Raw genomic sequence first — 13,989 nt, 5'->3', positions numbered from 1 at the left:
TGCGGTGGGCCGGGCCTGCGTGGTAGGGATGGATCGTCTGTGTTCTCTGTGGAAGGCATTGCCGTGGTCAGTGTGGAACGTACCTTTGTGGTGGGCCGCCCCCTTGAGGTTGTCGTCGACTACCTCAAGGACTTCGCCCGGACCGAGGCATGGGACCCGGGCACCGTCCGCTGCGTCCCGCTGGAACCCGGGCCGGTGGCGGAGGGGTCCACCTGGCGCAACACCTCGGTCTTCCGGGGCCGGGAAACCGAACTGACCTACCGTCTGACACGCCTCGAGCCCGCCCGGCTGACCTTCGTCGGCACGAATCGGACCGCGACGTCGACGGACGACCTGACCTTCCGTGAGGTCGATGGCGGCACGTCGATCACTTACCGGGCAGACGTGACCTTCCACGGCTTGGCCAAGCTGGCCGCGCCGTTCCTGCGGGGTGAGTTCGAACGCCTCGGTGACGAAGTCGCGAGGACCCTCCCCGACGTCATCGACCGCTTGTGAAGCACTCGCCCGGCATGGAGTGGTCCGCGTCGGCGGGCAGGCCCGACGGATCGCGTCAGCGCACGAGTCGCTCCACCACACGGCCGAAGACGACGCGTCCGGCTCGTGCCAGCAGAGGGTCGGCGAGACGCGGGATCCCCAGCACGGCGATCTCCTCACGCCAGCCGACCACCGTTTTCGCCGCGTCGGTTTCGGAGGCGACGATGCTGAGCTCGGCCCAGCCCCGCACCACGGAGCCGTGCTTGACCAGGCGGCCCAGGCCCGGGCGGCCAGGCTCGGGCGCCTGGAACAGCAGGATCTCCATCGGGTCGTCGAAGCCGAGCGGTCCGACCGAGGTCCTGGCCGTGACCACGTCTCCCACCTCGCGCCCGGAGCCCTTCGATACGAAGACACGCGTCAGCGGCACCCGCTCCCCGTGCCGGGGCCAGTCCGTGAGCCGGTCCCAGCATTCCGCCGGAGTGCGGTGCACGGTGCGGTACAACTCGAAGCGGGCCATGGCGCCAGGCTAGTACCTGCTCGCCTTCCTGGTACTGACCGCAGGCGCGACCGGGCACCGGGGCGCGGTCGGCACCCGGGCGCTGGTCCTCGGTACGACGGTGGGTGCGGGGTTCGCCGGGATCTGGGCAGCGGTGCTCGTCACCTCCCGGCCCATGCCCACGACCGTCACGCCGGTCGTGGTCCTCATCGCTGCGGCAATGGGCTTCGCGGCCGCAGCGCTCGTGCTGACCGGCCGGGGAACCGCGACCAGCGGCGAGGCCGTGTCCGTGGCCCTGTACACGGGAACCGCCGCCGCACTGCTGATCGTCGAGGCACTGGCGGTCCTTTCCACCTACGGCCCGGCTTCGATGATCCCCGACCTGGCGTCGGCCGCGCTCACCCCTGCCGCCGATCTGGCGCAGAGCCGCAACGAGATCGAGGACCCCTACGTCGGCATCCTCTTTCTCGGCTGCCTGCTCGCCGCCGCACTCTGCGTGGCGACGGTGCTCGGCCGGCGGCGCCCGCCCACGCCCGACGCGGACACCCTGCGCGGGGAGACGGCCGGCACGGGGAGACGGCCGGCACGGCGGCCCCGGCCACTGGGGCGGAGGGCATCGGTCTGGGATGAGCGGGTTGTGCCCGCGGCGCGACCCCCCCCGGCCGCCCTGGCGGTGGTCCGGCGCCCTGGACCGCAGGCCTCAACGGCTCTCGCAGGTCAGGAGTCCACGGTGGCCAGGGCGTCGTAGGCGGCGGCTTGGCGCAGGGTTTCGAGGGTGGTGGCCTGCTGCTCGGCGCGGCGCTGCAGTTCGTGGAGCCGGTCAGTGTGCAGGCGGGGGTCCTCGGCGTGGGTGTGGGCCAAGGTGGTCCACAGTTGGTGTTTGCCCAGGACGCCCAGGCGCAGTGCTTCGAGTTCGACCAGGGTGCTCAAGGGTGAGCGGTGCAGCAGGCGGCCGTTGAGCTTCAGACGGGCGACCTTCTCCACCGTCCAGCCCAGGGTGCTGAAGCGGTGGTGGGGGGTGACGTCCAGGCTCCGCATGATCCGCAGGAGGGCGGCGCGGTCCTCGGTGATCTCCTTGGCCAGTGCGGTGACCTGCTCGCCCAAGTCGGTGCCGTGTTCGGCGTCGGCGAGGCGGTGGGCCAGTTCGATGCCGCCGGACGCCCCGGCCAGGTGGTCGTTGAGGTAGATCCCCAGCAGTTTGGCCGCGGGTGGGCGCAGTGTGCTGTTGTCGGGCAGGTTCTGGTCCATGGTTCTCCTTGCACAGTCGGGTCCCGCGCCTACCCCCGCAGGAGCGGTGCACATCGGTCGAGGGCCGGACCGTCGTCACCAGGTCCGGTCGGCTTGCCGGCAAGGCCGTCGTGCATGGGGATCCCCGGGGTGACCCCTCATCGCGCGGATATTTCCTCCAGCCGCGACACAGAAAAATCTATGCCAGCTGGAGTAGACATTGAGCGGTGGTGTGGTTATTGTTTCTCTCGTAGCCAAGAGGGCCACAGGGCCTGGCAGACATGAACTGCCGGGCAGCAGTGCGCAGTTGCAGGTGGTAGAGCGGTGCGGTGGTGGAGTTCCGGAGCCGAGCGGTTGCACGATGGCGACGGGGCTGGCAATCGCACCGGGTGGCCCGCAGTGACCAGGGGCCGCCGTGAGCAGAGGTGCGGTACCCAGCAGCGGAGCAGGTGAGTGGTACCTCGGTGAAGGCGTCGGCTGCGGGCGCGCGCACCGGGAGGTTCGGCAGCAGTACGTCAGTGAATGATCGCCAGAGGGAAGAACGGAGGAGCGAGGCATCATCAGGATCGCCCGGGCGGAAATCGTGAGCCCGGGTACCGCAGGACATCGATAGTGAGGTGGTCTGAGGTCAAGCAACCGCGATCCCCGCATCACCCGTTCTCCCCCGGACGGGTCAGCGGATACAGAGGGCCGGCGCCGTTCCGAGGCCGGCAGATGGTGTAGCAGTTCCTTCGGGGCCCTGGTGCCACATGGCACCAGGGCCCCTCCACGCGTTCCAAAAGAGAGGTACACATGACAGCAGACGCTTCGTTCGGTCGTCTGGACGACGACGACTACCCCGCCTACACCATGGGCCGGGCCGCCGAGATGCTCGGCACCACCCAGGGCTTCCTGCGCGCCATCGGCGATGCCCGACTGATCACCCCGCTGCGCTCGGCCGGCGGCCATCGCCGCTACTCCCGCTACCAGCTGCGCATCGCTGCCCGCGCCCGCGAGCTCGTCGACCAGGGGACCCCGATCGAGGCCGCCTGCCGGATCGTCATCCTCGAGGACCAGCTGGAAGAGGCTCAGCGCCTCAACGCCGAATACCGCCGCGCCGCCGAACCCGGAAACCCCAGCGCCACACCGTGACCGCCCAGGAGAGTCCGACCGCGAGGAGTCCGGCCCGGCCAGGCACGTCCAGGCCAGGACCGCGATCACGGCCCTGCCACCGGGGTGCTGCCGCTCACCGTGGCGCTCGCCCTGCCGACTCCCCAGGCCGTCGTGATGCTCGGCACCACCCAGGCCTTCCTGTGCGGCGTCGGGGACGCCCGCCCACCTTGGGCCCCCGTTCGGGTCGGCGCTCCACGTCCACTCGTCGATGGACGCCATCATGCCGGTGTGCCCGCACCGCAAGGGACTACGGGGGGATCATGTACGGGAAACAGGTCGTCATGCTCGGCTGCAGATACTGCAGGATCGTCTACACACCGGAGACCGTGACTGTGGTCCCCCAGCGCTGGGGGTTCACCCAGTACGACCATGTCTTCCGTGTGGACGGTCAGTGGCCGCTGCACCTGCGCCGGGCGATACGACAGCGTTACTGGCGCCGCCCGCGCGGCAGGATCTTCTATCTCAACGATATGCGACCGGTCGAGATCATCCCCAGGAGCGGCAGGTGGCTCCGCCGCCGGCCCGCAGCCCTGCGCTTCACCAGCAACTCCCGCCCCCATTGGACGATCACGGTCCCGATCACCGAGCACATGCTGATCGAGAACCCCGGATTCGTCCATCGGATCAACAGCCACATCTCCAGCGGCAAGCCGGACGTCCCCTGGCGGCGGCGACCGTGACCGAACATCCAGCAGTCTTCACGATCGGGCGCTGACGGTGCCCGCGGCCCAGCGCTTCCCCGCGGCCCGTGGGGAGAAGCCCATGCATCGCCGCCGCCAGCCTGGGACTCGACGTCGGCATCGCGTCGGCGAGCACCACCGGCACGGCCGACGTCCCCGGTTGTGCCGGCGGCAGCTCCAGCAACTGGACCTATATCGCTCATGTCACGGCCTGGACCGAGAACCTTCAGGACACCGTGAAGTGCGCGACCAGCAAGGCGTACTGACGGTCACCACCGGTCGCGTGCTGACCCCGCGTCGCAGAAAGGAGTGAAGTGGCTGCGGGGGCGCCGTGGCTGACGCCCGCCCTGTGCGCCAGGCCCCGCAGGGACAGAACGTCGGCCCCGCGTTCATCGCCGGGAGCTTCGCCTCCATCGCGGCGCTACGGGGTCGGAATGCCGCGCCATCACAACGGAACCGTGAACACCGACACTTGACGGTCTGCCCCTCGGCGGTGCTCGGCAGTCCGTCGACGGTGTCCGACGAGCCGGACACCGTCGGGTGCCGGCGGCCGGGCGACGAGTGGTCGCGGTGGCGGGCCCGGCGGCTGTCCTCTCCTACGATGGCGGGATGATCGCCTTCGCGCCGGCTGCGGTGTTCCTGTTGTTCCTGGCCATCGGTGTGCTGCGGGACAGGCGGCGGCTGGGCAATGCCGTGCTGCTGGGGCTGGTGCTGGCGGCGTTGGGCCTGGGGGCGGCGGTCTGGCTGCGTCGCTCGGACGCGCCGCTGACCGACGAGGCGCTGCTGGTCCTGGTCCTGGTGCCGGTGGTGGCGCTGGGGCTGCTGCCGCTGTTCCTGATCGCCAACGGCGTCGAGATGGTCCGCAAGGAGGGCCGCGGGCTGGGCAACCTGTTGTCGTTGCTGGCCGGGATCGGCCTGCTCTGCCTGGAGCTCTTCCTCGGTATCGGGCTCGCCACCGGTTCCCACACCCTGGGCCGGATCTCGGCGCTGCTGGTCGCCCCGGTGGGCTACCTGGGCTTCCTCTTCTTCTGCTTCGTCAGCTACGCCTTCGCCTACGGGCGGATCCGGCCCCGGCGCAAGGTCGACTTCGTGGTGGTGCTGGGGTCCGGGCTGATCGGCGGGGACCGGGTGCCGCCGCTGCTCGCCGGGCGGCTGGAACGCGGCCGACGCCTCTACCTGGCCGCCGAGGCGCGCGGGGCCGAGCCGTTGCTGGTGACCTCGGGCGGTCAGGGCCCGGACGAGAAGCTGCCCGAGGCGGACGCCATGGCCGACCACCTTGTCGAGCGCGGCGTCCCGGCCGAACGGATCATCCGCGAGGACCGGTCCCGGACCACCCTGGAGAACCTGGAGAACAGCCGGGCACTGATGGCCGAGCGCCGACCCGACTACCGCTGCGTGGTGGTGACCAGCAACTACCACGCTTTCCGCGCCGCGGTCTTCGCCCGCCGGGCCGGTGTCAACGGGCAGGTGGTGGGCGCGCCGACGGCCGCCTACTACTGGCCCAGCGCCACCATCCGCGAGTTCGTCGCCGTGCTGTACGCGCACTGGCTGGTGAACCTGCTGCTCTGTGCGCTGGTGACGGTGCTGGCCGCGGTGGGTGGGTGGTGGCGCTGAACAGCGGTGCGCTGCAGGACGGACTGATGACGGGACGGGGGTCACGGCGTAGGTGCAGCGGTTGCCGGCAGCTGGTAGTGCTGGTCCCGCCGGTCGTGGTGACCTGCGCGTGGCCTCGCATCGCCCGTGGTCGCCCCAGGGCGGCGCCGCTGAACGTGGCGGGGACTGCCCTATCGTGACTGTATGAGCGACGGCTATGCCTGGCGGGTCACGCCTGTGGCGGGACGGACTGTGCAGGGCGAGTGCAGTCACCTCGACCAGGCGCAGGGCCTCCCCGCGACCACGGCCCGGGGCTGCGAGGACTGCCTGAGGGAAGGCGGGACCTGGGTGCACCTGCGGCAGTGCCTCGCCTGCGGCCACGTCGGGTGCTGTGACAGTTCCCCGAAGAAGCACGCTCACGCCCATGCCCGGAGCGGCCACGACCTGGCCCGCTCCATCGAGCCCGGCGAGGACTGGGCCTGGTGCTACCCGGACGAGCTGTTCCTGCAGCCGTGCTGTTACGGTGCTGCCAGGTAGTAGCTGACGCGTTCCTCGCGAAGGCGGCTGCGGGTATGGACACCATCGGGCGGAACTCGTGGAAGAAGTCCCGCAATCCGCCGAAGCCGCTCTGGCCTGGGCCACCGCAGCAGGGGTCACGCCCCCGTCCCGGAGCAGGATCGAGGAGGTCCTGCCCTCCCGCGACGTCTTCGCGGAGAACCTCTTCCCCACCCTGCTGGACGTCCCGGGCTTCCCTACCCCGATCGACGACACCGGCGTGCTGCGGCACACGACGAGTTCACCGCTCCGGGGCGGGTCTCGTTCGGGTGTGGTCGTCCTCATGCTGTGTGTCCCTCGATCGTCGGGGTGGTGCGGGGAGGATTGTTAGCGTTAACATTGTGTGGTGCGCAGCCGCGATTCTGCGTCGGGGGGTTCAAGTCAGTGACGTTGCCGTATGGATGATGCACAGTCAAGACATCGCGCGCATTGTCCTGTCGGGAAGGTGAATCGGTTCGCGGGTTGGCGGTGGCGGTGACGCCGGCTTCCCTCCGGGAGTCGGTGTGGGCCTGCAGGGCAGTGTCCCCCAAGGTGTTGGGTGGCGGTGGGGTGGTAGGTCCCGGGCCAACTTTCCGGCACCGTGCGTTGGCTCTCTTGAGCTGCGGTTGTGTGATTCGAAGTACGATTTGCCGCTGCTGGTACGGGCCTGCGGTGACTCCTCGGTGGCCGCGGGGGCCTCGCGCGGTTCGTGCGTCCCGTTGTATTGACCGCTCCTGGCCCCGGTCGTAATATCCGTTCGAACCGATTCCGCGAACCGGTTCGCCAACCTTTCTGACGTGCACACTCCCGGCGGTCCCTGCGGAACTCGCCGCGACCTGCGCATGTGCGGCAGCCGTGGACAGCCCGGTCCTGCGCTCCAACCGGCAGATGGCACGGGGCGATTCCCGCCTCGGCCCACCGTGTGTCTGCCGGAAATCCGTACCAGCCGTTCTCATGGCCACCGAGGCTCCTCTCGGCTGCCGAGGCTTCTCTCGGCCATGTCCGCACCCGGTGTCCACCCTTGTGCGCCACGGTGTCGTGGTGCCGAACCGGAGGAAGAATGCTGACGAAGTCTCACTCGAGGCCGGGGCTGCTCGCCCTGGCCTCCGCAACGACGCTGGCGCTGTGTGCCGCGCTGCTCATGCCCGGTACCGGTCATGCGGCAGGAACCGAGTCGCTGAGCGTGAATCTGGCCTCGACCCGAGGGCTGGCGACCGGAGTCGGCGAGGGGTTTCTCTACGGCTTCAGCGAGGACGGTACGCAGCCGGCGGACCAGTACCTGCAGCCGCTGGGCATCAATGCGTTCCGCGGCGGCGGCTGGTTCTCGGGGGGCTGGATCAAGGACAACTACCAGTCGGGCCCGGCCGTCCAGGCCGACATCAACTCCATCCTCGCCGAGGCAGGACGGCTGACCCGGCCGCCCTACCACGCGCAGTACCAGGTGCTGCTCACCGACCTCTACGGTCTGAACGGCGGTCAGCCCTCGAACACGAAGTATCCCTGCGACAACGGCGACTGCTCGAACTGGGCCTCCTTCATCGACGCGACCGTGGGCGCCCTGCAGGCCTCGGGCCTGAAACTTTCCTACGACATCGACAACGAGCCGGACATCTCCGTGTTCTGGAAGGCAGGGGTCAACAGCACCCAGTACTTCCAGATGTGGGACACCGCCTACCGGGAGATCCGCAAGGTCGCCCCCGGTGCTCAGATCGTCGGGCCGTCCTTCGCCTACACGCCGCAGAGCAATCCGGGGCAGTGGTCGACCTGGCTGTCGCACGTCAAGGCCGCCGGAACCGTGCCGGACATGATCAGCAACCATGACGAGGGCGACGTCGACGACCCGGTCGCGGTCTCGCAGTCCCTGAACAGTTCCCTGTCCGCTGCCGGGATCGGGTCGCGGCCGTTGTCGGCCAACGAGTACCAGCCGGCGGACCGGCAGACCGCGGGGGTGACGGCGTGGTATCTGGCGCGGTTCGCGCAGTCGGGATACACCAACGCGATGCGCGGCAACTGGGTGTGCTGTGTGACCCCGAACCTGACCGGTGTGCTCACCCAGGTCAACGGGGCCTGGCAGCCGACCGGCAACTGGTGGGCGTTGCGTGACTACGCGGATATGACCGGCACGCTGGTCGCCACCTCCGGGCAGGTCGGCTCCACGGCGATCTCCGCGTCCGAGGACAGCACGGCCAAACGTGCGGTGGCCGTCGTGGGGGATTCCAACGGGTACACGGGCGCGGCGTCGGTGACCTTCAACGGCCTGGCCTCGCAGTCGTGGCTGTCGGGCGGCGGTAGCGTCAACGTGCGGGTGGACCGTATCCCGGACCAGGCGCCGCTGAGTGCTCCGCAGGTGGTCTACAACCAGACCGTGAGCGCGTCCGGCGGCTCGATCACCGTCCCGCTGACCTTCCAGGCCGCGCACGACGCCTTCGCGCTCTACCTGACACCGGCCGGGTCGGGCGGGGGCGGGGGGATCCCGGGCGGCTACCACCAGTTGGTCGTCGCGAACGACAGCCTGTGCCTGGACGTGTACGGCGCCTCCGGTGCCTCCGGCGCGGCCGTGGACCAGTGGACCTGCAACGGACAGAGCAACCAGCAGTTCCAGTTCGTCCCGGTCGGCGGTGGCTACGGCGAGTTGCAGGCCGACAACTCCGGTCAGGACGTGGCGGTGGCGAACAGTTCGACGGCCCAGGGTTCCCCCGATATCGTCCAGCAGCCGGTCAACGGCGCTGCCAACAGTCTCTGGTTGGCCCAGCAGCAGTCCGACGGGTCCTGGCAGTTCAAGAACCAGAACAGCGGCCTGTGCCTGGACGTGTACGGTGCCGGCAGCAACACTGGCCAGCAGCTGGACCAGTGGACCTGCAAGAACGCCGCCGGGACGAACCAGGACTTCAACCTCCGCTGATCCGTCGCAGTCAGCGACGGCCCCCGCAGTGGACGGGTGCCCGTGGTCGCGGTCGCGGTTGCGGCGCGTGACGGGCACCCTCTGCCGGAAAGGAAACCCATGTCCCTATCGAGTCGGTTACTGCGAAGCTGGCGGGCGCGGGCAGCCCTGCTCCTGGGTCTGGCCCTGATGGCCGGCGGGCTGACGGCGGTGGTCGCCGCACCCGCGCAGGCCGCCACCGCGATCACGATCAACGGAGCGTCGGCCGGACGCACCTTCGACGGAGTCGGCGCGATCAGTGGCGGTGGCGGCAACAGCAGGCTGCTGATCGACTATCCCGAACCGCAGCGCAGCCAGGTGCTGGACTACCTCTTCAAGCCGGGCTACGGCGCCGCCGTCCAGATCCTCAAGGCCGAGATCGGCGGCGACACCAACTCCACCTCCGGAGCCGAACCGAGCATCGAGCACGTCCGCGGCGTGGTCGACTGCAATACCGGCTACGAGTGGTGGCTGATGGAGCAGGCCAAGGCCCGCAACCCGAACATCAAGCTCTACGGGTTGGCGTGGGGCGCCCCGGGCTGGATCGGCAACGGGAACTTCTGGTCCACCGACATGACCAACTACCTGCTCTCCTGGCTCGGCTGCGCCAAACAGCACGGGCTGAGCATCGACTACCTCGGCGGATGGAACGAGCGCGGTTACAACATCTCCTGGTACGAGCAACTGCGCGGCGCGCTCAACACCGCCGGATACACCAACGTCAAACTGGTCGCAGCCGACTCGGACTGGACCGTCGCCAACGACGTCGACTCCAATTCGGCGTTCGCCGCCGCCGTGGGCGTCATCGGCACCCACTACCCCTGCGGCTACCGTTCCGCCCAGTCCACCTGTTCCGTGCCGGCAGCGGCCACGTCGTCCGGCAAGACGCTGTGGGCCAGTGAGAACGGCTCGGACGACTACAACGCTGGATCGCCGGCACTGGCCCGCGGCATCAACCGCGGCTACATCGACGGGAAGATGACGGCCTATCTGAACTGGCCGATCGTCGCCTCGATCACGCCCAACCTGCCCTATCCCACTATGGGCGTCGCGCTCGCCCCGCAGCCCTGGTCCGGCTACTACGCGATCGGCAAGAACGCCTGGGTCATGGCGCAGACCACCCAGTTCACCGCCCCCGGATGGCAGTACCTGGACTCCTCCAGCGGCTACATCGGCGGCAACCGCAGCAACGGCAGCTACGTCTCCCTCAAGTCCACCGACAACACCGACTACTCCACGGTCGTCGAGACCATGGACGCGACCGCTGCGCAGACCCTGACGTTCAACGTCACCGGGGGACTGTCCACCGGGCAGGTCCATGTGTGGTCCACCAACGTCAATTCGGGCAACTCCGCCGACTACCTGGTCCACGCGGCCGACCTGACCCCCAGCGGCGGCAGCTACTCTCTCACCGTCCAACCGGGGTACGTCTACACCCTGACCACCACCACCGGTCAGGGCAAGGGCAGCGCCACCTCACCCGCGCAGGGCGCCCTGGGCCTGCCCTACAGCGACTCCTTCGACAGCTACGCCACGGGCACCGAGGCCAAGTACCTGATGGACTGGCAAGGAGCCTTCGAGGTCGTCGGCTGCGGCGGCGGGCGCACCGGCCGGTGCGTGCGGCAGATGAGCGCACAGGCGCCGATCACCTGGGACACCCTCGTCGACCCGCACGCCCTGCTCGGCGACCTGAGTTGGAGCAACTACACCGTCTCCTCCGATGTGCTGCTCGAACAGGCCGGGTACGCCGAGCTGATCGGCCGGGCCACCACGCAGTCCTACTCCGGGCCCTCGGGGCTGAACGCCTACCTCCTGCGGGTCAGCAACACCGGAGCCTGGTCGATCATCCGCACCAACACCAGCAACACCGTCACCACCCTGGCCGGCGGCACCGTCGCCGCGCTGGGGACCGGCCGCTGGCACAGCCTGGCCCTGACCTTCGCCGGCAGCACCGTCACCGCTGTGATCGACGGGGCCACGGTCGGGGCGGCGAACGACTCCACCTGGGCCGTCGGCCAGGTCGGCTACGCCACCAGCCAGGGGGAGACCGCGCAGTTCGACAACCTGTCGATCACCCCCGGCAGCGCAGGCGGCGGCGGAACCTCGGGCACCGTGGTCGGCTCCGGTTCCGGCCGGTGCATGGACGTGCCCAACGCGTCGCAGACCAACGGAACCCAGCTGGAGCTGTGGGACTGCAACGGTGGCGCCAACCAGCAGTGGACCTCCACCTCTGCCGGCGAACTGCGCGTCTACGGCTCCGACTGCCTCGACGCCAACGGCCAGGGCACCAGCCCCGGCACCAAGGTCGACATCTGGACCTGCAGCGGCGGCACCAACCAGAAATGGTCGGTGAACGCCGACGGCACCATCACCAGCGTCCCGTCCGGGCTGTGCCTGGACGCGACCGGTGCCGGGACCGTGAACGGCACCAAGCTCGAACTGTGGACCTGCAACGGCGGCAGCAACCAGAAGTGGACCCGCAGCTGACCCCCTGACCGCCCGCGTGCCACCGCACACCCTCCCGTCCGGTGGCACGCGGCGCGGCCAGGACGCACCCACCGCCGCCGCCGTTCACACGCCCACCACCAACTTCCGGAAAGGCCCCCTGCCATGACCACGTCCTCCCCGCGCCCGGTCAGCCGCCGCACTCTGCTGGCTTCGGCTGCCGCAGCCGCCTCGGCGTTCGGCCTGCTGCGTTTCGCTCCCGAAGCCGATGCCACGGCCGGTCCGGGCGGCTACACCGCGAGTTGGGCCTCGGTCGACCAGCACCCGCCGGCGCCGGCCTGGTTCCAGGACGCGAAGTTCGGCATCTACTACCACTGGGGCGTGTTCAGCGTGCCCGCGTTCGGCAACGAGTGGTACCCGCGCAACATGTACATCGGCGGATCGGCGGAGAACCAGCACCACATCGCCACCTACGGCGACCCTTCGGTGTGGCCGTACAACAACTTCATCGACGGCGCCCGGGACAAGGCCGGCAACGTCGTCCAGTTCGCTCCGAAGCTGACGAGCGCGGGCGGCAACTGGGACCCGAACGCCTGGGCACAGCTGTTCAAGAACGCCGGCGCCCGGTTCGCCGGCCCGGTCGCCGAGCACCATGACGGCTACTCGATGTGGAACAGCACCGCGAACGAGTGGAACTCGGTCGGCCACGGCCCCCGACTGGACCTGGTGGGGTTGCACGCCCAGGCGATCCGCGGACAGGGCCTGAAGTTCATGACGTCCCTGCACCACGCCTACCACTTCAACGGCTACTACGACCACGTTCCCGCGCAGTCCACCGCGACCCTGAAGAAGCTCTACGGCCAACTGGGCACCACCGCGGAGAACCAGCTGTGGCTGAGCAAGCTCATGGAGGTGGTCAACGGGTACCAGCCCGATCTGATCTGGCAGGACTTCGACCTGGGCCTGGTCCAGGAATCCGCCCGGCTCAGCTTCCTGTCCTCCTACTACAACCAGGCCGTGGCCTGGAACAAGGACGTGGTCGCGACCTACAAGGACGGGTTCGACACCCTCGGCGAGGTCTTCGACTACGAGCGGGGCGGCCCCGGCGGCCTGCTCACCCCGTACTGGCTGACCGACGACGCCATCTCCTCCTCCAGTTGGTGCTACACGGTCGGCCTGGGCTACTACACCACCCAGGCCCTGCTGCACGCACTGATCGACCGGGTCGCCAAGGGCGGGAACATGCTGCTCAACATCTCCCCGATGGCCGACGGCACCATCCCCTCGCAGCAGCAGACCATCCTGCTCGGCATCGGCGACTGGCTCGGGCGCTTCGGCGAGGCGATCTACGCCACCCGCTCCTGGAGCACCTACGGCGAGGGCCCCACCGCCATGGGCGGCGGCTCCTTCACCGGGCCGAAGGCGGGCACACCCCAGGACGTGCGCTTCACCCGGAACCAGGCCAACACCGTGCTCTACGCCACCGCGCTGGGCTGGCAGGGCAGCACCATGACCGTCACCACCCTGAACGCCAATCAGTTCAACATCGGCTCGCTGACCTCCGCGCAACTCCTGAACAACGCCACCGGCAGTTACACCGCCCTGCCCAGGCCCACCCAGGACGCCTCCGGCCTGCACCTGGCCATGCCCTCCTCGAACGCGCCGTTCAGTGCCCTGGCCTACACGGTCAAGCTCACCTTCTCGGGCCAGATACCGGCCCTCGGATCGGGCGGTGGAGGCGGTGTCCCGACGGGATGGGCGAAGATCGCCAACGTGACCACCGGCCTGGTGCTCGACAGCGGAGGGGGCGTCGCCTCCGGATCGAACCTCAAGCAGTGGACCTACGACGGCAGCACCAACCTGCAGTGGCAGCTCATCAGCCTCGGCTCCGGCTACTACCGGATCGTCAACAACACCAACGGCATGGTCGCGGACAGCTGGGGCGACACCGCCAACGGCGCGCCCGCCCGGCAGGCGGCCTGGAACGGCGGCAACAACCAGCAGTGGAGCCTGAACAGCCTCGGCGGCGGCCGGTACCAGATCGTCAACCGCGGCACCGGCACCGCACTCGACGGCGCGGGAAGCACCACCGTCGGTGCGACGGCGGTGCTGTGGTCACCCAACGCCAGCACCAACAACGCCTGGACCATCACCGCGCTCTGATCGCCCGCCCGGTGAGCGCCCCCGGTCGGCGCGCGGTCAGTGACACGACCGGGGAGGTGATCCGGCCCAGCGCGGTGTCCGGTCCGGCCGGGGAGGGGTCTCTTGTTCCGCGGCCCGGCGTGCTTGCAGGGCGACCGCGTCCGGGGTCGGGGCCCGGGCCCGCAGGGCTGCGGCGGTGCCGGCGGCGACGTGGTTGTGGTGCATGTGCCGGTGCAGCGGTAGGACCTCGATGAGCGGGCGGGTCCCGGCCGTGTCGCGGTGGGCTTTGCGGGCGGCCTCGCAACGGGGTCCTGGTCGTCTCGTTC

Annotated in this window: 12 protein-coding genes; 10 read left to right on the top strand and 2 right to left on the bottom strand. The window is 69.4% G+C overall.

Annotated elements, in window-relative coordinates; translation table 11 throughout:
- The first annotated feature begins 39 nt into the window (after positions 1-39).
- Positions 40-495 (top strand): SRPBCC family protein, encoded by a 456-nt coding sequence (locus tag ACEZDG_RS03880; protein WP_380502288.1) that lies wholly within the window; start codon positions 40-42, stop codon positions 493-495.
- Between the two features lie 55 nt (positions 496-550).
- On the opposite strand, the gene ACEZDG_RS03875 is transcribed toward ACEZDG_RS03880, so the two are convergent.
- Positions 551-991: an SRPBCC family protein gene (locus tag ACEZDG_RS03875; protein WP_380502286.1), complete on the bottom strand. Its 441-nt coding sequence runs from the start codon at positions 989-991 to the stop codon at positions 551-553.
- Positions 992-1,145: 154 nt separating this feature from the next.
- Here ACEZDG_RS03875 and ACEZDG_RS03870 point away from each other — a divergent pair, with 154 nt between their 5' ends.
- Positions 1,146-1,718, top strand: coding sequence for a hypothetical protein (locus tag ACEZDG_RS03870; protein ID WP_380502284.1), 573 nt, complete (start codon positions 1,146-1,148; stop codon positions 1,716-1,718).
- Here ACEZDG_RS03870 and ACEZDG_RS03865 read toward each other — a convergent pair.
- A complete protein-coding gene (locus ACEZDG_RS03865) occupies positions 1,688-2,218 on the bottom strand; it encodes a hypothetical protein (protein ID WP_380502282.1) in 531 nt (176 codons plus the stop codon). The two genes, ACEZDG_RS03870 and ACEZDG_RS03865, sit on opposite strands and share 31 nt — an antisense overlap.
- 771 nt (positions 2,219-2,989) lie before the next feature.
- Between ACEZDG_RS03865 and ACEZDG_RS03860 the strand changes: the two genes are divergently transcribed.
- The 8 genes from ACEZDG_RS03860 to ACEZDG_RS03825 all read left to right on the top strand — a co-directional run bounded on the left by ACEZDG_RS03860 (position 2,990) and on the right by ACEZDG_RS03825 (position 13,684).
- Positions 2,990-3,328 (top strand): MerR family transcriptional regulator, encoded by a 339-nt coding sequence (locus tag ACEZDG_RS03860; protein WP_380502280.1) that lies wholly within the window; start codon positions 2,990-2,992, stop codon positions 3,326-3,328.
- A 347-nt stretch (positions 3,329-3,675) separates the two neighbouring features.
- Positions 3,676-4,029: a hypothetical protein gene (locus tag ACEZDG_RS03855; RefSeq protein WP_380502278.1), complete on the top strand. Its 354-nt coding sequence runs from the start codon at positions 3,676-3,678 to the stop codon at positions 4,027-4,029.
- Positions 4,030-4,097: 68 nt separating this feature from the next.
- Positions 4,098-4,295 carry a hypothetical protein gene (locus ACEZDG_RS03850; RefSeq protein ID WP_380502276.1) on the top strand — a complete coding sequence of 66 codons (198 nt, stop codon included), beginning with the start codon at positions 4,098-4,100 and terminating at the stop codon, positions 4,293-4,295.
- 343 nt (positions 4,296-4,638) lie between these two features.
- Complete coding sequence (locus tag ACEZDG_RS03845) at positions 4,639-5,643, top strand: YdcF family protein (RefSeq protein WP_380502274.1); 1,005 nt, start codon at positions 4,639-4,641, stop codon at positions 5,641-5,643.
- A gap of 183 nt (positions 5,644-5,826) precedes the next feature.
- Positions 5,827-6,159 carry a UBP-type zinc finger domain-containing protein gene (locus ACEZDG_RS03840; RefSeq protein WP_380502272.1) on the top strand — a complete coding sequence of 111 codons (333 nt, stop codon included), beginning with the start codon at positions 5,827-5,829 and terminating at the stop codon, positions 6,157-6,159.
- 1,057 nt (positions 6,160-7,216) lie between these two features.
- Positions 7,217-9,058 carry an RICIN domain-containing protein gene (locus ACEZDG_RS03835; protein ID WP_380502270.1) on the top strand — a complete coding sequence of 614 codons (1,842 nt, stop codon included), beginning with the start codon at positions 7,217-7,219 and terminating at the stop codon, positions 9,056-9,058.
- Positions 9,059-9,157: 99 nt separating this feature from the next.
- Positions 9,158-11,563: a ricin-type beta-trefoil lectin domain protein gene (locus tag ACEZDG_RS03830; protein ID WP_380502268.1), complete on the top strand. Its 2,406-nt coding sequence runs from the start codon at positions 9,158-9,160 to the stop codon at positions 11,561-11,563.
- A 123-nt stretch (positions 11,564-11,686) separates the two neighbouring features.
- Positions 11,687-13,684, top strand: coding sequence for an alpha-L-fucosidase (locus ACEZDG_RS03825; RefSeq protein ID WP_380502266.1), 1,998 nt, complete (start codon positions 11,687-11,689; stop codon positions 13,682-13,684).
- The last annotated feature ends 305 nt before the right edge of the window (positions 13,685-13,989 follow it).

The sequence above is a fragment of the Streptacidiphilus alkalitolerans genome (assembly GCF_042511045.1).
Classification (GTDB): Bacteria; Actinomycetota; Actinomycetes; order Streptomycetales; family Streptomycetaceae; genus Streptacidiphilus; species Streptacidiphilus alkalitolerans.
This window is presented reverse-complemented; position numbering and strand designations above follow the sequence as displayed.

Bases quoted from the DNA above. Each gene is read 5' to 3' on its own strand.
- ACEZDG_RS03830 (WP_380502268.1), top strand. From the start codon at position 9,158: ATGTCCCTATCGAGTCGGTTACTGCGAAGCTGGCGGGCGCGGGCAGCC.
- ACEZDG_RS03865 (WP_380502282.1), bottom strand. From the start codon at position 2,218: ATGGACCAGAACCTGCCCGACAACAGCACACTGCGCCCACCCGCGGCC.
- ACEZDG_RS03875 (WP_380502286.1), bottom strand. From the start codon at position 991: ATGGCCCGCTTCGAGTTGTACCGCACCGTGCACCGCACTCCGGCGGAA.
- ACEZDG_RS03870 (WP_380502284.1), top strand. From the start codon at position 1,146: ATGCCCACGACCGTCACGCCGGTCGTGGTCCTCATCGCTGCGGCAATG.
- ACEZDG_RS03825 (WP_380502266.1), top strand. From the start codon at position 11,687: ATGACCACGTCCTCCCCGCGCCCGGTCAGCCGCCGCACTCTGCTGGCT.
- ACEZDG_RS03840 (WP_380502272.1), top strand. From the start codon at position 5,827: ATGAGCGACGGCTATGCCTGGCGGGTCACGCCTGTGGCGGGACGGACT.
- ACEZDG_RS03860 (WP_380502280.1), top strand. From the start codon at position 2,990: ATGACAGCAGACGCTTCGTTCGGTCGTCTGGACGACGACGACTACCCC.
- ACEZDG_RS03845 (WP_380502274.1), top strand. From the start codon at position 4,639: ATGATCGCCTTCGCGCCGGCTGCGGTGTTCCTGTTGTTCCTGGCCATC.
- ACEZDG_RS03835 (WP_380502270.1), top strand. From the start codon at position 7,217: ATGCTGACGAAGTCTCACTCGAGGCCGGGGCTGCTCGCCCTGGCCTCC.